The organism is Kushneria phyllosphaerae (assembly GCF_900312995.1).
Taxonomy (GTDB): domain Bacteria; phylum Pseudomonadota; class Gammaproteobacteria; order Pseudomonadales; family Halomonadaceae; genus Kushneria; species Kushneria phyllosphaerae.
Genome location: NZ_ONZI01000001.1, coordinates 291,890 through 316,598, shown reverse-complemented (window position 1 = coordinate 316,598; position 24,709 = coordinate 291,890). Strand labels below are relative to the sequence as shown.

The window sequence follows — 24,709 nt, the reverse complement described above, 5'->3', positions numbered from 1 at the left end:
GTCCAGCGTTTCAGCGTTCCCGTAAACGCCGCCACATTGCAGGCGATTCGGTTTCAAAGCGCTGCCATACACGTCGCAATTGGCGGTCATCACCAAAACCACTGACTTCGGCAATACGCGCCAGACGCCAGTCGGTCTCGCACATCAGCTGGCGGGCGAGCTGCAATCGCAGTCTCATCAAATAATCCATGAGCGACAGACCGGTCAGCGCACTGAAGCGGCGCCTCAACTGACGCTCGCTCATGGCTGACCGGGTTGCCATCTCCCCCAGCGTCCATGGATGGGCCAGATCAGCAGCAAGCGCGTCCTGTAGCCGATGAATACGGTGGTCAACGTGATTGCGCCCCTCCAGCCAGATACTCAACTGGGGTTCCTGGCCGCTGCGTCGCCAGTAAAGCACCAGGTCGCGAGCGACCTGCTGGGCAATGTGTTGTCCAAGGGTACGGCCCAGCCAGTGCAGCATGGTATCGATCCCTGTAGAGATGCCGGCACTGGTCAGGCAGTTTGCATCTTCTGTAAAGATACAGTCGCTGCGTACCCGGGCGCGTGGTGCAAGCTTTTGTAGCTCGTCAACCAGGGCGTGATGTGTCGTACAACGAAGGCCATCGAGCAGTCCGGCGCGTCCCAGCAGCAGCGCCCCGGAACAGACCGCCATCAGGGTCCGGCTTGCTGATGCCTGATACTTCAACCAGTCGATGGCCAGCTGTTGATCCCGTTCATCGGCTTGCAGGCGGTACTGTCCAGTTATGAGCAGCAGATCAAGGGGAATGGCCTCCCTGGGCAGTGGCTTTATGCCGGAGAGCTGCATCGCTCCCAGCCAGGGTAATGAAGGCTGCGGGCCAAAAAAGTGCAAGTGAATGGGCGCGCCAAGCTGCTCGGCACTGAGCAATACCTGTAGCGGACCGGCCACATCCAGCGGTACCTGGCCGGGCAGCATCAATACGCCGATCTCTATCGGCGTACTTTCAAAATGATGGTTCAAGCAGCACTCCGTTCTCGCCATTCTGATACCAGGGTATCGACAGTGACGATGCGTGCAAAGCGATCTTCCAATACCAGCTCGGTATGGGCGCGTATATCGCTGGCACTCCAGAGGCGACCTGCCCGCTGCATGTCGAAGGTCAGGGTCGCTTCACTGACAAAGTCGATGTCAAAGCCAAGATCCGACCCGACACGCGCAGTGGTTTCGCAGCATTGTTCGGTACGAATACCGCTGATGATCAGTCGCTCGATATGGTTCAGGCGTAACCAGCGCGCGAGCCCCGTATCCGTAAAGGCGTTATGAGCTGTCTTGTGGAAAGTCACGGCCACATCATCCTCGAACCCTTCCAGAGGACGTATCAAGCCATTGGAAGGGTCAAAGGCACCTTCGCTCGATGGGGCTTCATGGAAAATGCGCACGACTGGCGTACCGGCCTCGTGGGCCAGATCGAGCAGGCGGCGCTGATAGGGTCGCCATGCATTCGCCAGCATTTCATCCCAGTAGTGACGAGTCGGAAAAGAGGCCTGAACGTCGATCAGCAGCAGGGCAGTAGCGGACATGGCAGGTTCCGTAAGCAGGAAAGAAGAGATCTCAGCTTACGGGCTGGCATGAAGCGCCACGAGGGCATGGCCGGCAAAAAGCGGACAATTTCGGACATGGTGATTTCAAAAATTTCATCGCCCTGCTCATCAGCCTGACGGCAGTGTCACGCGTTTCTGGCAATGCCATCAAACCCGCCTCGTGGGCAAGACTACTCTGATTCTCCGCTGTCATCGCGTGACGTGTAACAGGCAATGTTTCACTCCATCGCATCCAGTCCGATATCGAGCTGCGGCGCCGAGTGAGTCAGGGCGCCCACGGCAATCAGGTCCACGCCAGTGTCGGCGATCTCGCGAAGGCGCTGGGCGTCAATACCGCCGGAAGCGGTCAGCAGGCAGCGGCCGCCGGTCATGGCCACGGCCCGGCGCAGGTCGTTGAGGTCCATGTTGTCGAGCAGGATGGCGTGAGGCGGTGTGACCAGGGCCTCCTCGAGCTGTTCCAGGGTGTCGACTTCCAGCTCGATCATGCGCAGATGCCCCAGCTGTGCGCGGGCGCGTGCCAGGGCATGGGTAATGCTGCCGACGGCGGCGATGTGGTTGTCCTTGATCAGCATGGCGTCATCCAGCCCCAGGCGATGATTGACCCCACCGCCCAGACGCACGGCGCGCTTTTCCAGCGCCCGCAGACCGGGCGTGGTCTTGCGGGTACAGGCCAGTCGCGCGGTGCAGCCTTCGAGCTGATCGACCATGGTGCGGGTGAGGGTGGCAATGCCGGAGAGTCGGGTCAGGAAGTTGAGTGCGGTTCGCTCGGCGGTCAGAAGTGACCGGGTCGGCCCTTCAAGAGTAGCGATGGGGTCAAGGGCCTGCAGGCGCTCGCCGTCATGGCGATGAGCCTCGAGGTGAATACGGGTATCGACGTGATAAAGCACCCGGGCCAGTACGTCCATGCCGGCCAGCACGCCGGGTCGACGCGGCCGCAGCTGCAGGCGACTGATGTGATCGGCATCGATCAGCGCGTCACTGGTGATATCGCCGCCGCGCCCGAGATCTTCCGCCAGTGCGGCGGTCACGATGGGGTCGAGAAGGATATTGGGCAGCGGGGCAATATCGCGGTTGAGGAGGCTCATGACACCACCTCGACATGCGCCGTGCGAGCCGGTCGGGTGAAATCGGCCGGCGTTACGGGATCAGGGAGCGCCAGCATTGCGTCGATGGCGCGTCGGGCGCGCACGGCAATGGCGTCATCCAGCACTATTTCATGCTGGCCCCAGGCCAGCGCGCCCAGAATGCCGTCCAGGGTGATGCGCTGCATGTGGGGGCAAAGGTTACAGCTGCGGACAAACGCGATCTGCGGGTGGCGGCTGATCAGATTGTCACTCATCGAGCACTCGGTGAGCAGCAGCACCTGTTCGGGGCGGTGATCATCGACCCAGCGCTCCAGGGCCGCAGTCGAGCCGGAAAAGTCGGCGGCGTCCAGCACCTCTGTCGGGCACTCGGGGTGAGCCAGCACCCGGACGCCGGGATGACGGCGGCGGATGGCACCCACCTGGGCGGAGGTGAACTGCTCGTGGACCTCGCAGCTGCCCTGCCAGACCAGAACCGACAGGTGCGTGCGCGCCGCCACGTTACGCGCCAGATGTTCGTCGGGCAGCATGATGACCTGATCGACGCCCCACTCGGCGGCAATCGCTTCCACCACAGTGAGGGCGTTGGACGAGGTGCAGCAGATATCGCATTCAGCCTTTACCTCGGCGCTGGTGTTGACGTAGGTCACGACCGGCACGTTCGGATAGCGTGATTTCAGCTCGCGCACCTGCGCGCCGGTGATCGAGGCGGCCAGCGAGCAGCCGGCGTTGGTATCGGGCAGCAGCACGCGCTTGTCGGGGCAGAGAATCTTCGAGGTTTCGGCCATGAAGTGCACGCCGGCCTGCACGATGGTGGATGCGCTGCTTTTGGCGGCCTCGCGCGCCAGGGCCAGCGAGTCACCGCAGATATCACCGACCAGCGCGTAGATTTCCGGCGGCATGTAGTTATGCGCCAGAATCACGGCGTCCTGCTCGCGCTGAAGCCTTCGGATGGCATGCACCCGACGGGCGATGGCCGGCCAGTCGCTGGCGCTGATATGGTCTTCCACCCGGACATACAGGGCATCGGTCTGGTGGGCCACGTCAGCGTCACAAGAGGGCAGCAGCGACTCGATATCCCGGGCTGGTGAGACTTCCGGGCAGGCAGGCGTCACGGTCATGGCAGGCTCCTGAATAATTATACTCAAAATGAGTATTTTAGAGCCTATCGTTTTCGCACCCTTCAAACAATGCGATCAAGGGCTCTGGAAAGTCCTGCGGCATGTGGCGCCCTGTTGCAGCCCTGTGGAAAGTGACACACGCTGTCACCCTGTCGGGCGCTGGTGTCCGATGGCCGCTAATGCGCTGTCTGGAGTCAACATGTCACTGTCTTCGTATTCTCGTGAACACGCCCTGTCCCTTGCGCTGGAAACATGGCATTCGGGGCGCCTGGCAGAGGATCTCGCCCGCCGCATCGCCTGTCGCACGGTGAGTCAGGCCCCGAACTGTCGTGGCGCGCTGGATCACTATCTCACTGATGAAATCGCCCCCCTGCTGGCCCGACTGGGCTTTACCTGTCAGCCACTTGAGAACCCGCAGCCGGATGGCCCGCCGCTTTTGATGGGTCAGCGGCTGGAGTCTCCGGAACTGCCGACGCTTTTGATGTACGGCCACGGGGATGTGACGCCGGGGCAGGACGACCAGTGGCAGGCCGGACTCACGCCCTGGCAGATGACACTGCAGGCGGGCCGGCTCTACGGGCGCGGTGCGGCCGATAACAAGGGTCAGCACAGTATCAACCTGGCGGCGCTGGAGGCGGTCATCACGGCGCGGGAAGGCCGTCTGGGATTTAATCTCAAGATCCTGTTCGAGATGGGCGAAGAGATCGGCTCGCCGGGCCTTGAAGACGCCTGTCGCCGTCATGCCGAGGCTCTGTCGGCGGATCTTTTCGTGGCCTCCGATGGCCCCCGCATTCGCCATGACATGCCGACCCTGTTTCTCGGTTCCCGCGGCATGTATCGATTTCGCCTGACGCTGGATCCGGGCAACGGCGCCCGCCATTCTGGCAACTGGGGCGGGGTCATCACCAATCCGGCGTGGGTAATGGTTCATGCGCTGAGCACGCTGGTGTCAGAGCAGGGCACCCTGCGGGCAGACTTTCTGCGTGCCCCGGCCATGCCGGATTCGGTCCGCGCGCTTGTGCGTGATCTGCCGGTGGGGGGAGAGCAGGGCGACCCTGCCCTCAATGCCGACTGGGGCGAGCCGGGAATGACCTTTGGTGAAAGGCTTTATGGTGCCAACACCTTTGAGGTGCTGGGGCTGTCGGCGGGCGCAACGGATCAGCCGGTAGCGGCCATTCCGGCCCGGGCGGAGGCCATCTGTCAGCTGCGATTTGTGGAAGGCACGGCCTGGCAGACGCTGGGGGAGCAGCTGCGAGCGCATCTGGACGCGCACGGATTTGAAGCAGTGACGCTCACATCAGAGGGCGGCTACGCCGCAACGCGCCTTGATCCCGATCATCCCTGGGTGGGCTTTGTGCAGGCGTCGATGCAGCAGAGCCTGGGAGAGACGGTCCATCTGCTGCCCAATCTGGGCGGCACGATTCCCAATCACTGCTTCGCCGATGTACTCGGGCTGCCAACGGTATGGGTCCCGCACTCCTACCCCTCGTGTCAGCAGCATGCGCCCAACGAGCATTTGCCTGAACACATCGTGACGCAGGGGCTTGCCGGCATGGCAGGACTGTTCTGGGATCTGGGAGAGCCAGGCCGGCCGTTTTGATGGCCAGCCCCGGGCGTGCGAGTCTACTGATACTCGCTGTGCGCCAGCGGAGTCTGCACGCCCGGTGCCATCTGCTGGCGCCACTGCTCGCGACAAAAGCGAAAGCGCTCGGCCGGACGCCCTCCGGTGGTGGTATCCACCGCGCCGGTAGGCACCACCAGCCCGGTGCGATCCAGCGCACGGCGAAAGTTCTGCTTGTGCAGGCGACAGCCAATGATGGCCTCGATGGTCAGCTGCAGCTGGGACAGGGTGAAATGCTCGGGCAGTAAATCAAAGATCACCGGGCGATAGCGCAGCTTGCCGCGCAGGCGGTCCATCGCGGTGGCGAGAATGCGACGGTGATCGGACATCAGGGGTTCACCCGGCAGGGTCGTGATGACCTCGGCCTGGTCGTGATGCTGTGCCTCGGGGGCGAGCCCTGCCTCATATAACAGTTCGAAGCGTTCCAGCACCCGGGTATCGACCCAGCGCGCGCCGTTCAGGCCAAAGGCCAGCTGCGCGCGCTGGCGTCTCGCCTCGCGGGTGGCCTCGTCCGGGGCTTCATTTGTCCAGCGGGACAGCGCCGGGGCGATGATCATGTCGATGATCGCCGGGCGACCGTGACGATAATCCTCCCACGGAAAATGGTCATACCAGCTGGCCCAGAGCGTCTGCTCATCACGTGGCGTCTGCTGCTGTGAGACCAGCCCCAGATGGCCGATGGAAATATGGCGCGTGATTTCACCGGGCGCGTCCGGCTGAAGACGATCCTGGTCGCCGAAGGTGTAGAGCTGCTCGACGTAGTCCAGCGCCAGACCGGTCTGGTGAGCGACCCGGTCACGCAGGCCCAGCTCGAAGGTACGGTGATGACGCGGATCGAAGTCACCAGCCGGCAGCATGGGCGCGCGACAGCGATCAATCGAGCGAGTGAGCAGGACCGTGGGCGTGGCCGACTCCATGGCGATGACGACGGCGGAGAGTTCGATGGCAATGACAGTGCTGTCTGGCATGGTGACGGCCCGGGGCATTCCGTGATCGGCAGGGGTTACGGCGACACTATTGTGTCACAACCGTCTCCTGCATGGCGGATAAAGAAAAACCCCTGCCGTGGCAGGGGTTTTCGGTGTGGCGAATGCCACGTACGGTCTAGACCGTCTTTTCCTTGTCGACATCACTGTTTTCGATACGCTTGGTGATGAAGTACTGCTGCGTGATCGAGAGCAGGTTGTTGGTAATCCAGTAGACCACCAGACCGGCCGGGAACCACAAAAAGAAGAAGGTGAAGACAATCGGCAGCATCTTCATGATCTTCGCCTGCGTGGGATCCGGCGGTGTCGGGTTGAGCTGCTGCTGCAGGAACATGGTCAGACCCATGATGATCGGCAGGATGAAGTAGGGATCCTGCGCCGACAGATCATGAATCCACAGCATGAACGGCGCGTGGCGCAGCTCGATGGACTCCATCAGCATCCAGTACAGCGCGATAAATACCGGCATCTGGATCACGATCGGCAGACAGCCGCCCAGAGGATTGATCTTCTCCTTCTGGTAGAACTTCATCATCTCCTGCGACATCTTCTGACGATCGTCGCCGTGCAGTTCCTTGATGCGCTTCATCTCGGGGCCCATCTTGCGCATCTTGGCCATCGACTTGTAGGCGGTGGCAGAGAGCGGGAAGAGGACGGCCTTGACCAGCACGGTCAGCAGGATGATGGAGAAGCCCCAATTGCCGATCAGCGCATGAATGTGCGTCAGCAGCCAGAACAGCGGGTTGGCGAGGAACCACAGCCAGCCGAAATCAACCGTCAGCTGCAGGTTCGGTGCCACGGCTTCAAGGCGCTCGTGCTCCTTGGGACCCATATAAAGGGTGGCCGAGAGATCACCGTTCTGACCCGGCGCCACGGTCTCGCTGGCGCTGGCAAAGGCGGCCACGTTGCGTCCGCGCTGGTCGACATCGGCGTAATACAGGTTCTGCTGGTCCTGATTGGGCGCCCAGGCGGTGGTAAAGTAGTGCTGAATGATGGCCACCCAGCCACCGCGGACATCGGCGTTGTTGAACTTGCCGTTTTTGATGTCCTCGAAGCTGACCTTCTGATAGTGATCATCCGGCGATGAGAAGGCCGCACCCAGGTAGGCATGCATGCCCATGCGGGCGCCGCTGGTCGGATCAGCACTGTTGTCACGGGTCAGCTGGCCGATAAAGCGCGCGCTGACCGGCGTCTGCGAGGTGTTGTCGATCAGGTAGTCGACCTTGACCGCATAGCTGTCGCGCTCGAAGGTGAAGCGCTTGATGATGTTGACGCCGTTGACGGTCGCGGTCATGTCGACCTGAAGCGACTTCTGATCATCCCCCAGCTGGTAACGGGTCTGCTCGGGGCGGAAGGTGATCCGGCCCTTGTGGCCTTCCATCTGCAGTCCGGAGCGCGCGATATAGCTGCGGCGCTGATCATCGGAGAGCAGAACGAAGGGCGCATCGCTATCGAGGCGCTGCAGATGCTTGGGCAGGGCGGCATAGACGATATCGCCACCGCGCGGATCAATGCGAAGGTCAAGGGCATCGGTACGAACACTGATCAGGCTGGTGTTTTGAGCATCAGCGCTATCGGGACTGTCAGTGGTGTTGCCGGGCTGTGGCGTGCTGGCACGGTCACTGCCGGTATCGGGTGCATCGAGCGACTGCTCACCGGGTTCAACGTCACTGCTTTGCTGGGATAGGGCGGGAGGCGCTTCATCGGGCCGGTCGTTTTGCCCGTGATCATTGCTCCATTGAATGATCATCAGGTAGGCAAGTACGGCCAGCGGGATGACAAAAAGAAGTCGTTTCAGATCCATTGGGATTGCCCGGTGGGAAAATGTCGACGCGGCGCAAGAAAACGACGGGTCGCACTCGGCGATTCGTCGCGCCTCGTATTATTGCTGATGCTCCGGCTGGCGTTTGACGTCCTTTTCAAGGCGTCGCCACATGCCGTGAAGCTGTCTGGCCAGTGTTTCCGAGTCGATCTCGTGCACGCCCTTGCGTGACAGCACGACAATATCCACACCCGGCAACCACTGCTGGCGCAGTCGCACCGATTCTCGAGTCAAACGCTTGAGACGGTTGCGATCCACGGCTCGGCGTACGTTCTTCTTGCTGAACACCAGCCCTACACGAACGTGACCGAGATCGTTCGGAGTCGCGAGTGCGAGAAGACCCTTGCCGTGAATCCTGAAACTGGCATGTTCGAAAACATGACGGTATTCCCCGGCGGTCAGGATTCGAAGACCGCGGGGAAATCCGTGATTGGTCATGAGCTCGACTGATCCTTTAAAAGGATCAGGCGCTCAGGCGCTTGCGGCCCTTGGCGCGGCGACGCGAGATCACCTGACGGCCGTTTTTGGTGGCCATGCGAGCGCGAAAACCGTGGTTACGCTTGCGCTTGAGGACGCTGGGCTGGAAAGTACGTTTCATGGTTGCGATTCCCGAATTGAGACTTGAGTGATCGGTGACACCGATGCCCTCAAAATCGAGGCGCACGGGGGTCAAGAGCCGGGATTCTAGAGAATTCAACGAAGACGTGCAATTTTTATCCACGCACGAATATGACCGCTCTGTGTATAACTTTGTGCACAAGCTGCGCACATCGTTTTTCCACACGCATCTGCACGCCTTGGAGAGGCCCTGGTAGCGGGGATAAGGTTATCCACAGCGGGTTTCGACCACTAACCCGGTGTGGATAACCCGTAGCACGAGCGTTACACTACCGCCCCATTTGCACGACTCACCATTGATAGAGGTCGCGTGTGTCCATCGCTCTCTGGCAGCAATGTCTTGACTATTTACAGGATGAACTGAGTTCTCAGCAGTTCAACACCTGGATCCGTCCCCTGCAGGCCGAAAGCGGTTCCAGTGACCACGAACTCTCCCTGCTGGCCCCCAATCGCTTTGTGCGTGACTGGGTCAACGACAAGTATCTAAAGCGCATCAACGAGCTGATGCGCGAGCTGGCTCAGGGCCGCCCGCCCAAGGTGTCGCTGGACATTGGCAGTCGTCGCACGGTATCCAATCCCGTGTCACGTCCGGCCGCTCAAACAGAGCCCAGTGCAGCGCCTCGCCATGATGACACTGGCGATCATTCGCAGGCTGCCTGGTCTTCAAGCGTGACCCGGGCCTCGGCACGCGCGCCCATGCCGCCCTCGCCGCCGACATCGCCGCGGGGTAACTATCATGACGAGCGCGAAATTCCTTCCGCGCCGCCTTCCGGCAATACCACCGGCGGGCGCCGCAGTGACAACGGCGAGCGCCAGGTACAGGTCGAGGGCAGCATCCGCCATCAAAGCGGGCTGAACCCGGGATTTACCTTTGAAACCTTTGTCGAGGGTAAATCCAACCAGCTGGCGCGTGCCGCGTCGCGACAGGTCGCCGAAAACCCGGGTGGTGCCTACAACCCGCTGTTCCTTTATGGCGGTGTGGGTCTGGGTAAAACGCACCTGATGCACGCCGTCGGAAACCATCTGGCCGGTCTTCGAGACAACGCCCGGGTGGTCTATCTGCACTCCGAGCGTTTCGTGGCCGACATGGTCAAGGCGCTGCAGCTCAACGCCATTAACGACTTCAAGCGCTTTTATCGCAGCGTCGATGCGCTGTTGATCGATGATATCCAGTTCTTTGCCGGCAAGGAGCGTTCTCAGGAAGAGTTTTTCCATACCTTCAATGCGCTCCTTGAAGGCGGTCAGCAGATGATTCTGACCTCTGACCGCTACCCCAAGGAGATCAGTGGGGTCGAGGAGCGTCTGAAATCACGCTTTGGCTGGGGGCTGACGGTGGCCATCGAGCCGCCGGAGCTGGAGACACGCGTGGCGATTTTGATGAAAAAGGCCGAGCAGGCGAAGGCTGATCTGCCGCACGACGCCGCCTTTTTCATCGCCCAGAAGATCCGCTCCAACGTGCGCGAGCTGGAAGGGGCGCTCAAAAAGGTGATCGCGGACTCTCATTTCATGGGCCAGCCCATCAATCAGGAGTTCATCCGCGAATCGCTCAAGGATCTGCTGGCGCTGCAGGACAAGCAGGTCGGTGTGGATAATATCCAGCGCACTGTCGCTGAATATTACAAGATCAAGGTGAGCGATCTGCACTCCAAGCGCCGGTCGCGATCGGTGGCCCGCCCGCGTCAGGTGGCCATGGCGCTGGCCAAGGAGTTGACCAATCACAGTCTGCCCGAGATCGGCGATGCCTTTGGCGGCCGTGATCACACCACGGTGCTGCACGCTTGTCGCAAGGTGGTGGAACTGCGTGAAGAGAATTCCGATATTCGCGAAGACTACAAGAACCTGCTGCGTCTTTTAACCAGCTGATGATCGAGCGCACGATGGATATCGCACGCTTCTCAAACGCCGTGATCGACATGACAACACTGTGGCCGGAACAAGAGCCTGAAAAGAGTGGAGCCCCATGAAATTTTCCATTTCGCGTGAAGCCCTGCTGCGCCCGCTGTCGCTGGTGGCGGGGGTGGTCGAGCGCCGTCAGACCCTGCCGGTGCTTTCCAACGTATTACTGACGGTCAGCGATGGTGAGCTGTCACTGACCGGCACCGATCTCGAAGTCGAACTGATCGGTCGCGTTGCGCCTTCCAGCATTGAGGAGAGTGGTGCGGTGACTGTCCCGGCGCGCAAGCTGATGGACATCTGCAAGTCGCTGCCCGATCAGTCCGAGATCACCCTGGCCATCGAGGACGGCCGGGCGCTGCTGCGTGCGGGTCGCTCGCGCTTTACGCTGTCGACTTTGCCGGCGGCCGAGTTCCCGAGCATCGATGAAAATCAGGGCAGCACCGAGCTGACCCTGCCGCGGCGTACGCTCAAGCAGCTTATTGATGCCACCGGGTTTGCGATGGCGCAGCAGGACGTGCGCTATTACCTCAATGGCATGCTGATTGAGCTGCGTGATCATCTGGTGCGCACCGTGGCCACCGACGGTCACCGACTGGCGGTCTGCTCGCGCAGTGCCGATATCTCGCTTGAAGAACCTCAGCGCCTGATTCTGCCGCGCAAGGGCGTGGTCGAGCTTTCGCGCCTGCTGGATGACAGCGACGAGCCGATCACGCTGATGCTGGGGGCCAGCCACCTGCGTGTGCGCACCGGCGCCTACACCTTCACTTCGCGACTGGTCGATGGCAAGTTCCCCGACTACGAGCGAGTCATCCCCAAGGGGGGCGACAAGCAGATTCTGGCCGAACGTGGCGAGCTGCGTAAGGTGCTCTCGCGTACCGCGATTCTTTCCAACGAGAAGTATCGCGGCGTACGTCTCAATCTGGAAGCGGGCAACCTGCGGGTGTTGGCCAACAACCCCGAGCAGGAAGAAGCCGAAGAGAACGTGGCGATCGACTACAGCGGCAGTGCGCTGGAGATCGGCTTTAACGTGGGTTACCTGATCGATGTGCTAAGCGTACTGGACACCGATCAGGTGCAGCTGACGCTGTCCGATCCCAACAGCAGTGCGCTGCTGGAAGCGCCCGGCGGCGGCGACGCCATGTACGTTGTCATGCCGATGCGGCTCTGACGTTCTTGCGGCATTGCCTGCCAGTCTCTCTGCCACACCAGCGCCCGGCATCAGCCGGGCGCGCGTCCCTTTCGGATCGCCATGCCGCTTGATCATCTTCATTTTCAGGGGCTGCGCAACCTGCCGGCCGTTACCTGGCAGCCGGGTGCGCACGTTAATCTGATTTTCGGCGACAACGGCAGCGGCAAGACCAGCCTGTTGGAAGGCCTGCATATTCTGGGCATGGGACGCTCTTTTCGCACCCGTCAGCTCAAGCATGCCATCACCCACGATCAGGATGCCCTGACGCTGTTTGGCCGGCTGACCGGAGACCCGGCCCTGCCGCTGGGCGTGGAGCGTCGTCGCGATAGTGACGGGCTCAGCGTGCGGGTGGCCGGCGAGAAAATTGATCGCATTGCCGAGCTGGCCCGTCATCTGCCCATGCAGCTGATCAACCCGGATGCCTTTCGCCTGATCGAAGGCGCGCCTGCCGCGCGGCGCGAGTTTCTCGACTGGGGAGTGTTTTACGTTTATCCCGATTTTTTCGATGTCTGGCGCCGGGTAAGACGCTCGCTCAAACATCGGAATGCACTGCTCAGACATGATAGAATTGATGAACAGTCGCTGGCCCTCTGGAGCCGCGAACTGGCGCGCTGGAGCGATCGGCTGGACGCCATGCGCAATGACTGGATGGCGCACTTTTCAGGCGTGTTCAGTGCAACGCTTGCCGAGCTGATCGATCTGCCGGACCTGTCGCTGCGCTACTACCGTGGCTGGGACAGGAATCGCCCGCTTGAGGAGATTCTTCTGGAGGGGGTGGCCACCGACCGGCAGATGAAGTTTACCCAGCAGGGGCCTCAGCGTGCGGATATACGGTTGCGCATGGGCCGCTATCCGGCCGCTGAAGTGCTCTCCAGAGGACAGCAGAAGCTGGTGGTCAGCGCCATGAAACTGGCGCAGGGACGGCTTCTGGAGCAAAAGGACCGCCACCGCTGCCTTTATCTGATCGATGATCTGGCAGCCGAACTTGACGAGCAGCACCGCCGCGCCTTTTGTCGGCTGCTGGAACAGATGAATTGTCAGACCTTTCTGACCGGTATCGAACCCGCCTCGCTTGAAGGGCACTGGCATGTCGATACCGATGTAAAAAGGTTTCACGTGAAACAGGGTCGTCTGGCAAACATGCCGACGGCACGATGACCCGGGAGCATCAATGAGCGAACCACAGGCTTACGACTCATCGAGTATCAAGGTTCTTAAGGGACTGGACGCGGTACGCAAGCGCCCGGGCATGTACATTGGCGATACCGATGATGGCACCGGCCTGCATCACATGGTGTTTGAAATCGTCGACAACTCGATCGACGAGGCCCTGGCCGGCCACTGCAGCGAAATCCGGGTGGTCATCCATCCCGACGAATCCGTGACCGTTTCCGATGACGGTCGTGGCATTCCGACCGATATTCACTCCGAAGGCGTGTCGGCCGCGGAAGTGATCATGACCGTGCTCCACGCTGGCGGCAAGTTCGACGACAACTCCTACAAGGTGTCCGGCGGACTGCACGGCGTGGGCGTCTCGGTGGTCAATGCGCTCTCCGAGCAGTTAAAGCTCACCATCTGGCGCAAGAATCAGGTCCACGAGCAGATCTACAAGCACGGCGTGCCGCAATCGCCGCTCGCAGTGGTGGGCGATACCGAACGCTCCGGTACCCAGATTCATTTCAAGCCGTCGGCGGACACGTTTGCCAATATCGAGTTTCACTACGATATTCTGGCCAAGCGCCTGCGCGAACTGTCGTTTCTGAACTCCGGCGTGGCGATTCGTCTGCTCGACGAGCGCGACGGTCGCGAGGAGCTGTTCCACTATGAAGGCGGTCTGCGTGCCTTCGTGAATCATCTCAACGTCAATCGCACCACCATCAACCCGGTGTTTCACTTCAATGCCGAGCGTGAGGATGGCATTGCGGTAGAAGTGGCGATGCAGTGGAACGACAGCTACAGCGAAAACATCTTCTGCTATACCAACAACATTCCGCAGCGCGACGGCGGCACGCACATGGCGGGCTTTCGCGGTGCACTGACTCGAAGCCTCAACAGCTACATCGAGGCTGAAGAGCTGCAGAAAAAATCCAAGGTCGCGACCTCGGGCGATGATGCCCGTGAAGGTCTGACCGCGATCATCTCGGTCAAGGTGCCCGACCCGAAATTTTCCTCGCAGACCAAGGACAAGCTGGTCTCCTCCGAGGTGAAAACGGCCGTCGAGCAGGAGATGAGCCGCCAGCTCTCCGATTACCTGCTGGAAAACCCCGCGGATGCCAAGGCGATCGTCAACAAGATGATTGACGCGGCCCGTGCCCGTGACGCCGCCCGCAAGGCGCGCGAGATGACACGACGCAAGGGCGCGCTCGACATTGCCGGGTTGCCCGGCAAGCTGGCCGACTGTCAGGAGAAGGACCCGACCCGTTCGGAGATCTACCTGGTCGAGGGTGACTCTGCCGGCGGCAGCGCCAAGCAGGGCCGTGATCGTCGCACCCAGGCGATCCTGCCGCTCAAGGGCAAGATCCTCAACGTCGAGAAGGCCCGCTTTGACAAGATGCTGTCCTCGGTCGAGGTCGGCACATTGATCACCGCGCTGGGCTGCGGCATCGGTCGTGAAGAGTTCAACGCCGACAAGCTGCGCTATCACTCGATCATCATCATGACCGACGCCGATGTCGATGGCTCGCACATCCGCACGCTGCTTTTGACCTTCTTCTTCCGTCAAATGCCGGAGCTGATCGAGCGCGGCCACATCTTTATTGCCCAGCCGCCTCTGTACAAGATCAAGCGTGGCAAGAACGAGATGTATCTCAAGGACGAGGCGGCGCTGATCCAGCATCTGACCACCACCGCCCTTGATGGCGCGCAGCTGCACGTCAACTCTGACGCCCCGGGCATCGGCGGTGAGCATCTCGAAAAGCTGGTGCATCAGTATCGTGACGTGATGGACCGTCTGGACCGTCTGGCGCGCGTCTATCCCGCCGACGTCCTCAAGCGTCTGATCTATGCCGCGCCGGTCAGTGAAGAGATGCTGACAGACAAGAGCGCGATGACAGGCTGGGTCGAGGCCCTGCAGGCCGATATGGACCAGCTTATCGCCTATGAAGGTGGTCCGCGCTATACCTTCCGTCTGATCCATAGCGAGGAGCGCGGTCTGTACCTGCCGGCGGCCATGCTGAGCGCCCACGGGGTGGAAACCGATTATCCGCTGGGTCTGGGCTTTTTCCAGTCGGTCGACTATGCCGCCATGGTCGCGCTCAACAAGGCGCTTGATGGTCTGCTCGAAGAGGGCGCCTACATTGCCCGCGGTGAGCGTTCAAAGCCGGTCGAGAACTTCCACGACATCCTCACCTGGCTGATGGCCGAGGCCAGCCGTGGCTTCAGCATCCAGCGCTACAAGGGGCTGGGTGAGATGAATCCGGACCAGCTGTGGGAAACCACCATGGACCCGGACGTTCGCCGCATGCTCAGGGTCACGATCGAGGATGCCATTGGCGCCGACATGATGTTCAACACCCTGATGGGTGATGAGGTCGAGCCCCGCCGTGACTTCATCGAGAAGAACGCACTGGTCGCGAATCTGGATATCTGATTCGCGCCTGCTGTTCGACCCAACCGGAGCTCTGTGCTCCGGTTTTTTTATGCCGGGCCGATTTCGATCCACCACTTCGGCTTCATGCGGCCAAAGTCACGGCGCACGTTGTTCTTGAGTGCCGCCTTGGAGTCCAGCACCACACTCTCTCCCGCCTCGCGCACGAACACGACCCAGTGCCAGAAGGGCACCCCGTCGATGAGGCGCCACTTGATCGCCAGCAGCGCGCGATCCGGTATGTCCTGCCAGCCGGTAAAGGGACGCTCGTTTGGATCCGTATCAATCTCCAGCGCGCGCAGCAGTCTTCTTACATGGGGCGTGTCCGACCAGAGCGTGCGATCACTGGCGTGAATGCCCAGCGCTGCGGCCCGGGTTCGCACGGTTTCATAATCCAGCCCTGCCAGCGCCGCGCAGGCGGCGATACCGCAGCCGGTGGGTTCCTTCTGAACAACGGGGGGCATGCGTGCTCCTGTCGGCGGGTTCTGTCACGGCCTTGTTGGCGAGCTTGTTGTAGCTGTAGGAGGTGCCGACCACATCGTGATAAGAGATCTACGCTCTTGGATGATCCATATAAAGCATTAGGCTTTAAAAATATAAATGAAAACTAATTTTGAAAGAATCGCCATAAAACTGGAAAAACATTGCATTCTCAAAATCTTTATTGAGAATTCTGTTAGTATCGATGCGATGTTTAGCACATAGCATGCATTCGAGTCGCATTTAGATTTTATTAAACATAATATGCTGATAGTGAACTCGAGTATCTGATTCGCTCGTATTCTTAGTATGAAATTGGGCTTTTTAAATCAATTTTTATTTTAGTTAACTCACTTGCTATGGGTAAGTAGTCTTTAAATGAAACAGTTTTGCTAGTGCCACTCTGTATGTGGCCGTATAAAATAAGTGCATTAAATAAGAAATAAACCTTGGATGAAGTATATGTTTTTACGTCTTGTACTTATCAAGCGCTTCTATCCATTTATCAGAGAACAAGTCGATATCTATTCTTTGTTTTTGATAGACCCATTCTGCAACGATCTGTATTAATTTTGTTTTAGAAAATCGTTTTGAAAAATGATCAATTTTTAATCTGTCGACTATATGAGCGCCAACGATTCCCAATGCTTTATGATCGAGGTTGTATAAGTCGCGATGTAAGTGATTCATAGCATTGTATCTTGAGTTGCCGGCAGTTTCTTGTATTTGAATATGATTATTTTCTAGCCAAGTTTGTTCTAACCATACTAAGTCTATAGTATCTGGTTTTTCCATTGTAGATGCCATGGCAACAATAAGACTTTTAGCTTCATCTGAATCAAAGTCGCAAGTTTCTGACTTCCAGACAGATAAAGTATTTTTACTGGTTCTAGTGCACCCGGTTATGGCGTCGGCAGTAAAGTGGTCGACAGTTCTTTCCTTATTAGGCTCCCATTTTACAAATGAAATTTTACGAAGTAAGACGCTCATTAGATATCTCTCAGATGCTCGATAACTTGCTGTTTGTATTCTTCTAGCCAATTTATATCACATGGCTTCAATTCTTCAAGAATAGTTATATGCTCTTTTTGTTCCCAAGACTCTACAGCTCTTATAATGGCATCGTTAACTTTAGTGCTTTGATGCGCGTAAGCACCAAAAATTAAAGCATCTGCTTTATCTTGAAGTTTTTCGTAAGATATTCCTGAGCTTATGTTTACAAAGGTACTCATTAATTCTGAGTCTTTCAGTTTGTATATTTCAATCCAAGCCTTTTGAAAACCATCTCTAAAAGCGTCTTTATTTGATTTATAAAACATATCCATAAGCATTTCAGTTTTACTACGTTCTCCTTCAATGTATTCGTCAAGCTTTGCTGATCTAATAATTTGGTCTGCATAACTCCTCGACAATACAGAAATATCAGTGTCTGCAGTGTCATTTTTAGTTGAAGATGAAATTTCAAATTTTCTGCTCAAGTTTGAAGATTTATAAATCTCCTTTAAGAAATAAGAATTTAGTGCCTCAAACTTATTTTTTAGAGTACTTGGTGTGGTCACATTTGATGACTGCGCCTTATATATGCCTTCCATACCTTTTGCGCACCTCTTAATTTAATACTTTTTGAAAATAGTTGAAGACAGTTAAGTCTAAAAATATCTGTTTAGTTTGGACATAGATGATCCACTTTTCTCAAAAAGTTTTTCATATGTTTGAATGCTATTGTTCAGGTCAAACCTTTCTTCAGTTTTTGTTGGCAATGTATTGATATCAATCTCATTGACTATAGCATCTGTAATATCCCCATTATTCATAAAAGCTGCAGAGATTTGGCATCTTCGGATCGTGCTAATGCAATTGAATACCTCTTCAGACCCCTCAATATTTTCTCTTTCTGCGATTTGGTTTTCCCATTCAAATGGGTCGGCTTGGTGATAAGTAAAAAGTTTTTTATAAAGATCAGAGTACTCTTGTAAGTCGCCTTCGTAAATGCGAGTGTTTAATATCGAAATTCTATTTCCTTTTTTACTAGGATAAATTTCATACAGCTTTTTTAATATTGAAATTGCATCTCCTTTAAATTCTTGTTGGCTAGATGCTTCTGACACAATGACAATCCTTCTTAATTGAAATTCAACACGGATTTTTTCATCAGGAGACATCATTATTATAAATTGTCTTTTTTCTCCTGAGTTAGGGTTAAACTCTTGGCCGTAAGTAGGCATTAAATCAAACTGCGCAAGCTTGGGTAAAAGATTTGTTATGACATGAGGCTTTGGTAAGATATCTGAGTTATTAGTAAAAAAATGGAGTTGATTGGATTCGTGGCTATTTTCCATAGAGAACCTTATAAGTGGTGAGAACGTTTTTAAATGCTATGTTTTAACGGTTTGAGTTAAAAAATTTTGAATGTTGTTTGATGTAATTTATATTATTAATTACAAGCTAAGCTTGGTTGAATGTAGAGGTCAATTCTATCTTAATGTGATTAAAACAGATATCTCTGCTCAGGTATCAAGGAAAGTCCTCTCCGAGTGTACTCATTTTTCAATGAAGCATATACGTCGATATTGCCGCCGCGCCATCCGCTTATTGCTTCGGTCAGGGTCTCGTCATCGAGTGACTCGATCATTTGCCCTCGCCCCGGGCCAAAGCGCAGGCGCAGGCCGGGCACTGGCTGGCCGGTGGTGGCCCAGTCAAGAAACGCCGGGAAGTCGTCAAGACCAAAGCGCGCCATCAGCGGGGGGATTAACGCAGCGGTCATGCGTGTATCCGCCAGCGCGTCATGGGCGTTGACGGGGTCGCCGCCGGTCAGTTCGCGGTACATGTTACCCAGTGATGCGCTTTCCAGACCGTCACGCTTTTTGAGCCGATAGGCGGGAATGAACAGGTCCAGACTGCGCCGGGGACGCAGCCCCAGCCGGCGCGCGATCACGTTGTCGAACCCGGTATTGCTGTAGCCGATCACCAGCGTATCAAAGCCCTGACGCGCCGCTTCCCGGTAGACCGCGGGCACGGCCTGGCGATAGTCGGGGCAGTGCGCGACGTCTTCATCATGAACGCCGTGTACCCGGGTGGTGGCCGGGTCAATCGGTCCGCCCGGGTGATAGCGCTCGCTGGACTGCCACTGTTGATCGAAGGCGCCATCCTCTCCCAGCGACCCGCCCAGCACGGCCAGCTGAACCACGCCACACTCACGTGCGCTGCCGCCGGCGGTTTCAAAATCGTGAATCAGGGCGCGCATGGGGCATCTTCGGTCAGCAGGCGTTTTACGACTGGCGACAGGGCGTCGACCAGCACGGTCAGATCCGCCGGTTCTGATTGCTCGGGCCAGTGTGATTCCAGCTCGGCCACTTCCATGCCGATGACATTTTCCCGGGAAAGGGCAGCCATCAGCTCGGAGAGTGCGTCGGGCGCAAGCCCATCGTCGATCTGATAATCGCTGGGCACCACGCCGGCGCGAAGGACATCACAGTCAAGGTGGATATACACCGGGCGGCCGTTGATGGCGCGCTGCAGGGTCTCGACGCTCAGCTCGGACGGGGGGAGATGACACACCCGCCCCTCATCGATCAGCGCCTGCTCACCGGGGTCGAGCTGGTGGGCACCGGCCAGAATCACCTGATCCAGCGTGAGGTCACTGCCCAGACCGCTGTCCCAGAGTCCGGCGGCCCCGGCAATCACCATGCCGCCGAGATAACCCGACCCGGTGGTCTCCGGGGTATTGAGATCACCGTGGGCGTCAAGCCAGACAATGCAGGCCTGCGGATGATAGCGGGCCACCACCGGCAGCGTGGCCAGTCCACCGGCGCAGCGGCTCATGGTCAGCACCGGACGCTTGCCCGCGCTCAGGATCTTTTCCAGATATCGACCCATCGAGACAAAATCGGGCCGGATGGTTTCCAGCACCTCTTGCCAGCTGCCCTGCAGTGCCTGCCCTGGCGCCCCCAGCGTCTGAAGCGGAATGTCCAGATGCCGGGCAAGGTGCTGAGCGAGGGCGAGTGCACCGGTCATGCCAAGTGCATTGCGCCCGGCGCAGTTGCCCTGAAAGCAGATCAGGGGCGCCGGCGCGGTGATGGTAGGCTGCTGCACCATGATGTCTCCATGTCAGGGAAAGGGGTTGATCATGCCACGATGGCCGAATGATCACATCCGCAGGCGCTCATAAAGACGCCACTGGCCTGCCAGAGTTGTCGATGAGTGGATGTCCGGACGTCCGGCATCGATTTGCGACGTTCCCGACGCCTGCGTCGATGGTTGTATTGTGACCTGCTAATGCCTGAGTAATAGTTCTTTACTGCTCACGTTCGCGCCCGCCCTCGTGGGTTCCCCTGATCACGATATCGACTCGCCTTAACAACAACACAAAGGGACGCATGCCATGACAACAACGTTCAACAAGTGCCTGATGGCCGGTGCACTACCGCTGGCCATCCTGCTGTCGTCGTCGGCTTTCGCTCAGGAAAGCAAGGGCCAGGGGGAAGTTGAAGTTCTCAACTGGTGGACCTCCGGTGGCGAGGCGAAGGCGCTTGGTGCGCTCAAGGACAAGCTGGCAGACGACGGTATCGGCTGGCAGAACATGCCGGTAGCCGGCGGTGCCGGCACCAACGCGATGGCTGTGCTTCGTTCGCGGATCACCTCCAACAACCCGCCGACGGCAGCACAGGTGCTGGGCTACGACGCTCAGGACTGGGCCGACCGTGATGCGCTGAGCTCGCTGGACGACGTGGCAAAGGCCGGCAACTGGGACAAGGTTTTCCCGCAGCCGATCCAGCGTTTTGCCAAAAGCGGCGGCCACTGGATTGCCGCACCGTTCGAGATTCACTCCACCAACTGGGTGTGGGCCAACACGTCGATGATGGACGAGCTCGGCATCGAGCAGCCCAACACCTGGGAAGAGTTCATTGCCTCGATGAAAAAGGCGCAGGACGCCGGCCACACCGGTCTGGCCTATGGCGGGCAGCCGTGGCAGGACGCGACCGTGTTTGAAAACGTGGTGCTGGCCACCGGCGGTGCCGATTTCTACCGCCAGGCCATGATCGACCTTGATCCCAAAGCGCTGGATTCCGACACCATGATCAAGTCGTTTGATCGCTTCCGTGAACTTTTGCAGTACAAGGATGACAACTCCCCGGGACGCGACTGGAATCTGGCCACCGCGATGGTCATCAAGGGCGATGCCCTTTATCAGATCATGGGCGACTGGGCCAAGGGTGAGTTCCTCAATGCCGGGCTCACGCCGGAGCAGGATTTCATGTGCTTCCGAACCCCCGGCACGCAGGACGCGGTGACCTTTAACAGCGACCTGATGATCATGTTCAAAAATGACGATGATCAGCAGCAGTCGATGCAGCGCACCATGGCCGAAATCATCGGCTCGCCGGAATTCCAGATCACCTTCAGCCAGCTCAAGGGTTCGGTGCCGGCCCGTACTGACCTGTCGTCTGATGGCCTCGACGCCTGTGCAAAGCGTGGCTATGAGCAGGCCAAAACGGCCGCCGAGAGCAACACGCTGATGGGCAGCATGGCACACGGCTACGCGGCGCCTGCCGGGGTGAAAAACGCGGTCTTCGATATCGTCTCCTCCTTCGTCAACGGCAATATGCCCAGTGACGTCGCCGCCGAGCAGCTGGCGATGGCGGTGCAGGGTGCGCGCTCCTGATCGAGTCGTTCTGATCAAGCAATGATTCGACGCAACCGGCCCCGTCACCACAGGCGGGGCCATGATCCTGACCCGAGGTAATCGATGTCGAAACCACCCTCTTCGCGGGGTTTTGGCGAGCGCCTGCAGCACTGGCTGCCCAGGCTCGTCCTGTCGCCCTCGTTCGTGCTGGTGCTCTTTTTCGTTTACGGCTTCATTCTCTGGACCACCTATATCTCCTTTAGCAACTCCGGGATGCTGCCGGACTATACCTGGGCGGGCACCCGGCAGTGGTCGCGTCTGTGGTCTTCCTGGACCTGGGGGATCGCACTGCACAACATCTGGGTGTTCGGGCTGCTCTATATTGTGACCTGCACGGCACTGGGTCTTTTGCTGGCGATCCTGCTGGACCAGCGCATCCGCGCCGAGGGCACGCTTCGAACCATCTATCTCTATCCGATGGCGCTGTCGTTTATCGTTACCGGCACGGCGTGGCAGTGGTTTCTCAATCCTGGGCTGGGCCTTGAGCGCACCATGCACTCGCTGGGCTGGGAGAGTTTCAGCTTCAACTGGCTGATCGATGCCAACATGGCGATCTATACCGTGGTGATCGCAGCCGTTTGGCAGGCGACCGGCTTTATCATGGCGATGTTTCTGGCCGGACTTCGAGGCATCGACGGCGAGATGATCAAGGCCGCCCAGATCGACGGCGCGCCGGCCTGGAAGATCTATCTGCGCATCATCATTCCCCAGCTGCGTCCGGTCTTTTTGAGCGCGATCGTGGTGCTGGCGCATCTGGCCATCAAGAGTTTCGATCTGATCGTGGCCATGACCGGGGGCGGGCCGGGCAATGCCACCGCGGTGCCGGCAACCTTCATGTACTCCTACGCCTTCTCGCGCAACGAAATGGGCATTGCCTCGGCCAGCGCCGTGTTCATGCTGGCGGTGATTGCCGCACTGATCATTCCCTATCTCTACTCTGAACTGCGGGAGTCCCGCTCATGAGTGCCGGATCCATCGTGGCGCGCCGCAATACCTTCACTCGCGCGCTGCTGTACGCCGTGCTCGCAGTGTTTGCGATTCTCTACCTGATGCCGCTCTACGTGATGCTGGTGACGTCGTTCAAGCCGCTTGAAGAGATCCATCAGGGCAACATGCTGGCGCTGCCCAGTGACTGGACGTTTGCCCCATGGCGCGAGGCGTGGGGGAGTGCGTGCATCGGGCTCGAATGCAGCGGCGTGCATGGCTACTTCTTCAACAGCATCAAGATCGTGGTGCCGGCGGTGCTGATTTCGGGACTTCTGGGAGCATTCAACGGCTACGTGCTGACCAAGTGGCGCTTTCGCGGCCACAAGATCGTCTTCGGGCTGATTCTGTTCAGCTGCTTCATTCCGTTTCAGATCGTTTTGCTGCCGATGGCGCGGGTGCTGGGCATCCTGCATATCGCTAACAGCACCACCGGGCTGGTGCTGGTACACATCGTTTACGGCATCGGTTTTACGACGCTGTTCTTTCGCAACTTCTACGAAAGCTTCCCCGATGAGCTGGTGCGGGCGGCCAAGCTCGATGGGGCCGGCTTTTTCACCATATTTTTTCGCATTCTGCTGCCGGCCTCGATTCCGATCATCGTGGTGACGATCATCTGGCAGTTCACCAACGTCTGGAATGACTTCCTGTTCGGCGTCTCCTTTACCTCCGGCGACAGTGCACCGATCACGGTGGCACTCAATAACCTGGTCAACAGCTCCACGGGCGTGAAGGCGTACAACGTCAACATGGCAGCGGCGATGGTGGCGGCCGTGCCGACGCTGATCGTCTATATCCTGGCGGGCAAATACTTTCTGCGCGGTCTGATGTCGGGATCGGTCAAGGGCTGAGACATTCATGAGCTTTCTACATATTCACAACGTCCACAAACGCTTCGGCGACACCCACGTGCTCAAGGGCATCGATATTGCCATCGAAAAGGGGGACTTCCTGGTACTGGTCGGGCCGTCCGGCTGTGGCAAGTCGACCCTTTTGAACATGATCGCAGGGCTTGATGCCATCAGTGAGGGTGAGCTTTTGCTCAACGGCGAGCGGATCAATGACCTGCACCCGTCGCGTCGCGACATCGCCATGGTGTTCCAGTCCTACGCGCTTTACCCGAGCATGACGGTAGCCGGCAATATCGGCTTCGGGCTCGAGATGCGCAAGGTCCCGAAGGCCAAACGCCGTGAAGCGATTCAGCGCGCCGCCGAGCTTTTACAGATCGAGAACCTTTTGAACCGCAAGCCGGCCCAGCTCTCCGGCGGACAGCGCCAGCGGGTGGCGATGGGGCGTGCACTGGTACGCGAGCCACAGCTCTTTTTGTTCGATGAGCCCTTGTCGAATCTGGATGCCAAGCTGCGTGTCGACATGCGTACCGAGATCAAGCAGCTCCATCAGCGCCTTGGCACCACCATCGTTTACGTCACTCACGATCAGATCGAGGCGATGACGCTGGCCACCCGCATCGCCGTGATGCGTGGCGGTGAACTTCAGCAGCTGGGGACGCCACAGTCGGTCTACGATGATCCCAACAACCTCTTCGTGGCGGGTTTTATGGGCTCGCCGTCGATGAACCTGGTCACCGCCCGCATCACACGCCAGGATGGCGCTCTGGTGGCCCGCATCGCCTCCGCCAACAATGAGGTGACGCTGCCGATCGTGCGCGACCGCGCTGCGCTTGAGGCGTGGTGTGACCGGGACGTGATGCTCGGGCTGCGCCCGGAGGCGATCACTGATCCTGCCAGTGCCAATCGTGAAGACGGCGAGATCCATGAGGCAGAACTCGAAGTCGCGCTGGTTGAGCCCACCGGGGCCGACCTCTACGTCGTCACCCGGCTGGGTGGGCGCAGCATCAATGCGCGCATGCGCCCCGGCGCGCCGCTGAGCCCGGGCCAGTCGACCCGCTTTGCCTTCGATGTCTCACGCATGGTGGCGTTCGATCCCGAGACCGAGGCGCGTATTCGCGATGAGACTGATGCCACGACGCAGGTGACCGCTCGACCGGCAGCGCTCGGTCAGAACGTCTGACGCCAGCGGGGGTGGTGTTTGGCCGGCCCTGTTGATCAGTGTCGTGA

General features: G+C 58.4%; 23 protein-coding genes. 9 read left to right on the top strand and 14 right to left on the bottom strand.

The genetic code is table 11. From position 1 onward, the window contains the following. Positions 1-10 precede the first annotated feature (10 nt). The 4 genes from KSP9073_RS01385 to nadA form a co-directional block, all read right to left on the bottom strand. Positions 11-982: a GlxA family transcriptional regulator gene (locus KSP9073_RS01385; RefSeq protein ID WP_243409065.1), complete on the bottom strand. Its 972-nt coding sequence runs from the start codon at positions 980-982 to the stop codon at positions 11-13. Continuing rightward, positions 979-1,542, bottom strand: a complete 564-nt coding sequence (locus KSP9073_RS01380; RefSeq protein WP_108841169.1) for an isochorismatase family protein — start codon at positions 1,540-1,542, stop codon at positions 979-981. Before KSP9073_RS01380 ends, KSP9073_RS01385 begins: the two co-directional genes overlap by 4 nt. A gap of 239 nt (positions 1,543-1,781) precedes the next feature. Then, positions 1,782-2,648 (bottom strand): carboxylating nicotinate-nucleotide diphosphorylase, encoded by an 867-nt coding sequence (gene nadC, locus KSP9073_RS01375; protein WP_108841168.1) that lies wholly within the window; start codon positions 2,646-2,648, stop codon positions 1,782-1,784. Next, positions 2,645-3,766: a quinolinate synthase NadA gene (gene nadA / locus KSP9073_RS01370; RefSeq protein ID WP_108841167.1), complete on the bottom strand. Its 1,122-nt coding sequence runs from the start codon at positions 3,764-3,766 to the stop codon at positions 2,645-2,647. Before nadA ends, nadC begins: the two co-directional genes overlap by 4 nt. A 199-nt stretch (positions 3,767-3,965) precedes the next feature. Here nadA and KSP9073_RS01365 point away from each other — a divergent pair, with 199 nt between their 5' ends. Next, complete coding sequence (locus KSP9073_RS01365) at positions 3,966-5,366, top strand: M20 family metallopeptidase (protein WP_108841166.1); 1,401 nt, start codon at positions 3,966-3,968, stop codon at positions 5,364-5,366. Between the two features lie 23 nt (positions 5,367-5,389). Here the strand turns inward: KSP9073_RS01365 and KSP9073_RS01360 are convergent, their stop codons facing one another. From KSP9073_RS01360 to rpmH, 4 genes are all read right to left on the bottom strand, one after another. Further along, positions 5,390-6,355 carry an NUDIX hydrolase gene (locus tag KSP9073_RS01360; RefSeq protein ID WP_108841976.1) on the bottom strand — a complete coding sequence of 322 codons (966 nt, stop codon included), beginning with the start codon at positions 6,353-6,355 and terminating at the stop codon, positions 5,390-5,392. Between the two features lie 136 nt (positions 6,356-6,491). After that, the gene (gene yidC, locus KSP9073_RS01355; protein WP_108841165.1) at positions 6,492-8,177 is read right to left on the bottom strand and encodes a membrane protein insertase YidC; all 1,686 of its coding nucleotides are present in this window, start codon (positions 8,175-8,177) and stop codon (positions 6,492-6,494) included. Between the two features lie 78 nt (positions 8,178-8,255). After that, on the bottom strand, positions 8,256-8,633 hold the full coding sequence (gene rnpA / locus KSP9073_RS01350) for a ribonuclease P protein component (RefSeq protein WP_108841164.1): 378 nt from the start codon (positions 8,631-8,633) through the stop codon (positions 8,256-8,258). A gap of 25 nt (positions 8,634-8,658) precedes the next feature. Further along, positions 8,659-8,793: a 50S ribosomal protein L34 gene (rpmH, locus tag KSP9073_RS01345; RefSeq protein ID WP_086623304.1), complete on the bottom strand. Its 135-nt coding sequence runs from the start codon at positions 8,791-8,793 to the stop codon at positions 8,659-8,661. 332 nt (positions 8,794-9,125) lie between these two features. Between rpmH and dnaA the strand changes: the two genes are divergently transcribed. The 4 genes from dnaA (at position 9,126) to gyrB (ending at position 15,487) form a co-directional block, all read left to right on the top strand. Then, positions 9,126-10,676: a chromosomal replication initiator protein DnaA gene (gene dnaA, locus KSP9073_RS01340; RefSeq protein WP_108841163.1), complete on the top strand. Its 1,551-nt coding sequence runs from the start codon at positions 9,126-9,128 to the stop codon at positions 10,674-10,676. A gap of 97 nt (positions 10,677-10,773) precedes the next feature. Further along, the gene (gene dnaN / locus KSP9073_RS01335; RefSeq protein WP_108841162.1) at positions 10,774-11,877 is read left to right on the top strand and encodes a DNA polymerase III subunit beta; all 1,104 of its coding nucleotides are present in this window, start codon (positions 10,774-10,776) and stop codon (positions 11,875-11,877) included. Between the two features lie 81 nt (positions 11,878-11,958). After that, positions 11,959-13,056 (top strand): DNA replication/repair protein RecF, encoded by a 1,098-nt coding sequence (gene recF / locus KSP9073_RS01330; protein ID WP_108841161.1) that lies wholly within the window; start codon positions 11,959-11,961, stop codon positions 13,054-13,056. 13 nt (positions 13,057-13,069) lie between these two features. Next, a complete protein-coding gene (gene gyrB / locus KSP9073_RS01325; RefSeq protein WP_108841160.1) occupies positions 13,070-15,487 on the top strand; it encodes a DNA topoisomerase (ATP-hydrolyzing) subunit B in 2,418 nt (805 codons plus the stop codon). Between the two features lie 47 nt (positions 15,488-15,534). On the opposite strand, the gene KSP9073_RS01320 is transcribed toward gyrB, so the two are convergent. From KSP9073_RS01320 to KSP9073_RS01295, 6 genes are all read right to left on the bottom strand, one after another. Continuing rightward, positions 15,535-15,948 carry a hypothetical protein gene (locus tag KSP9073_RS01320; RefSeq protein WP_108841159.1) on the bottom strand — a complete coding sequence of 138 codons (414 nt, stop codon included), beginning with the start codon at positions 15,946-15,948 and terminating at the stop codon, positions 15,535-15,537. 484 nt (positions 15,949-16,432) lie between these two features. After that, positions 16,433-16,954 (bottom strand): hypothetical protein, encoded by a 522-nt coding sequence (locus KSP9073_RS17450; RefSeq protein WP_133240964.1) that lies wholly within the window; start codon positions 16,952-16,954, stop codon positions 16,433-16,435. Continuing rightward, on the bottom strand, positions 16,954-17,556 hold the full coding sequence (locus tag KSP9073_RS17445; RefSeq protein ID WP_133240963.1) for a hypothetical protein: 603 nt from the start codon (positions 17,554-17,556) through the stop codon (positions 16,954-16,956). The genes KSP9073_RS17450 and KSP9073_RS17445 overlap by 1 nt, the downstream gene beginning before the upstream one ends. A gap of 57 nt (positions 17,557-17,613) precedes the next feature. Continuing rightward, positions 17,614-18,303, bottom strand: a complete 690-nt coding sequence (locus KSP9073_RS01305) for a hypothetical protein (protein ID WP_133240962.1) — start codon at positions 18,301-18,303, stop codon at positions 17,614-17,616. A gap of 149 nt (positions 18,304-18,452) precedes the next feature. Beyond that, entirely contained in the window at positions 18,453-19,208 is a 756-nt protein-coding gene (locus KSP9073_RS01300) for a 3'-5' exonuclease (RefSeq protein ID WP_108841155.1), read from the bottom strand. After that, positions 19,196-20,059, bottom strand: a complete 864-nt coding sequence (locus tag KSP9073_RS01295; protein ID WP_108841154.1) for an arginase family protein — start codon at positions 20,057-20,059, stop codon at positions 19,196-19,198. Before KSP9073_RS01295 ends, KSP9073_RS01300 begins: the two co-directional genes overlap by 13 nt. A 286-nt stretch (positions 20,060-20,345) precedes the next feature. Here KSP9073_RS01295 and KSP9073_RS01290 point away from each other — a divergent pair, with 286 nt between their 5' ends. The 4 genes from KSP9073_RS01290 (at position 20,346) to KSP9073_RS01275 (ending at position 24,662) form a co-directional block, all read left to right on the top strand. Beyond that, complete coding sequence (locus KSP9073_RS01290; protein WP_207771384.1) at positions 20,346-21,626, top strand: ABC transporter substrate-binding protein; 1,281 nt, start codon at positions 20,346-20,348, stop codon at positions 21,624-21,626. A gap of 84 nt (positions 21,627-21,710) precedes the next feature. After that, on the top strand, positions 21,711-22,610 hold the full coding sequence (locus KSP9073_RS01285) for a carbohydrate ABC transporter permease (protein WP_108841152.1): 900 nt from the start codon (positions 21,711-21,713) through the stop codon (positions 22,608-22,610). Further along, a complete protein-coding gene (locus tag KSP9073_RS01280; RefSeq protein WP_108841151.1) occupies positions 22,607-23,482 on the top strand; it encodes a carbohydrate ABC transporter permease in 876 nt (291 codons plus the stop codon). The genes KSP9073_RS01285 and KSP9073_RS01280 overlap by 4 nt, the downstream gene beginning before the upstream one ends. Positions 23,483-23,489: 7 nt before the next feature. After that, on the top strand, positions 23,490-24,662 hold the full coding sequence (locus KSP9073_RS01275; RefSeq protein WP_108841150.1) for an ABC transporter ATP-binding protein: 1,173 nt from the start codon (positions 23,490-23,492) through the stop codon (positions 24,660-24,662). Positions 24,663-24,709: the final 47 nt, after the last annotated feature.

What these genes read in the sequence shown, in the direction of transcription:
- nadC (WP_108841168.1), bottom strand. Translation starts at nt 2,648, where the DNA reads ATGAGCCTCCTCAACCGCGATATTGCCCCGCTGCCCAATATCCTTCTC.
- KSP9073_RS01360 (WP_108841976.1), bottom strand. Translation starts at nt 6,355, where the DNA reads ATGCCAGACAGCACTGTCATTGCCATCGAACTCTCCGCCGTCGTCATC.
- KSP9073_RS01365 (WP_108841166.1), top strand. Translation starts at nt 3,966, where the DNA reads ATGTCACTGTCTTCGTATTCTCGTGAACACGCCCTGTCCCTTGCGCTG.
- recF (WP_108841161.1), top strand. Translation starts at nt 11,959, where the DNA reads ATGCCGCTTGATCATCTTCATTTTCAGGGGCTGCGCAACCTGCCGGCC.
- KSP9073_RS01295 (WP_108841154.1), bottom strand. Translation starts at nt 20,059, where the DNA reads ATGGTGCAGCAGCCTACCATCACCGCGCCGGCGCCCCTGATCTGCTTT.
- gyrB (WP_108841160.1), top strand. Translation starts at nt 13,070, where the DNA reads ATGAGCGAACCACAGGCTTACGACTCATCGAGTATCAAGGTTCTTAAG.
- nadA (WP_108841167.1), bottom strand. Translation starts at nt 3,766, where the DNA reads ATGACCGTGACGCCTGCCTGCCCGGAAGTCTCACCAGCCCGGGATATC.
- rnpA (WP_108841164.1), bottom strand. Translation starts at nt 8,633, where the DNA reads ATGACCAATCACGGATTTCCCCGCGGTCTTCGAATCCTGACCGCCGGG.
- KSP9073_RS17445 (WP_133240963.1), bottom strand. Translation starts at nt 17,556, where the DNA reads ATGGAAGGCATATATAAGGCGCAGTCATCAAATGTGACCACACCAAGT.
- KSP9073_RS01380 (WP_108841169.1), bottom strand. Translation starts at nt 1,542, where the DNA reads ATGTCCGCTACTGCCCTGCTGCTGATCGACGTTCAGGCCTCTTTTCCG.
- yidC (WP_108841165.1), bottom strand. Translation starts at nt 8,177, where the DNA reads ATGGATCTGAAACGACTTCTTTTTGTCATCCCGCTGGCCGTACTTGCC.
- KSP9073_RS01300 (WP_108841155.1), bottom strand. Translation starts at nt 19,208, where the DNA reads ATGCGCGCCCTGATTCACGATTTTGAAACCGCCGGCGGCAGCGCACGT.
- KSP9073_RS01285 (WP_108841152.1), top strand. Translation starts at nt 21,711, where the DNA reads ATGTCGAAACCACCCTCTTCGCGGGGTTTTGGCGAGCGCCTGCAGCAC.
- KSP9073_RS01290 (WP_207771384.1), top strand. Translation starts at nt 20,346, where the DNA reads ATGACAACAACGTTCAACAAGTGCCTGATGGCCGGTGCACTACCGCTG.
- KSP9073_RS01280 (WP_108841151.1), top strand. Translation starts at nt 22,607, where the DNA reads ATGAGTGCCGGATCCATCGTGGCGCGCCGCAATACCTTCACTCGCGCG.
- rpmH (WP_086623304.1), bottom strand. Translation starts at nt 8,793, where the DNA reads ATGAAACGTACTTTCCAGCCCAGCGTCCTCAAGCGCAAGCGTAACCAC.
- KSP9073_RS01275 (WP_108841150.1), top strand. Translation starts at nt 23,490, where the DNA reads ATGAGCTTTCTACATATTCACAACGTCCACAAACGCTTCGGCGACACC.
- KSP9073_RS17450 (WP_133240964.1), bottom strand. Translation starts at nt 16,954, where the DNA reads ATGAGCGTCTTACTTCGTAAAATTTCATTTGTAAAATGGGAGCCTAAT.
- KSP9073_RS01305 (WP_133240962.1), bottom strand. Translation starts at nt 18,303, where the DNA reads ATGGAAAATAGCCACGAATCCAATCAACTCCATTTTTTTACTAATAAC.
- dnaN (WP_108841162.1), top strand. Translation starts at nt 10,774, where the DNA reads ATGAAATTTTCCATTTCGCGTGAAGCCCTGCTGCGCCCGCTGTCGCTG.
- KSP9073_RS01320 (WP_108841159.1), bottom strand. Translation starts at nt 15,948, where the DNA reads ATGCCCCCCGTTGTTCAGAAGGAACCCACCGGCTGCGGTATCGCCGCC.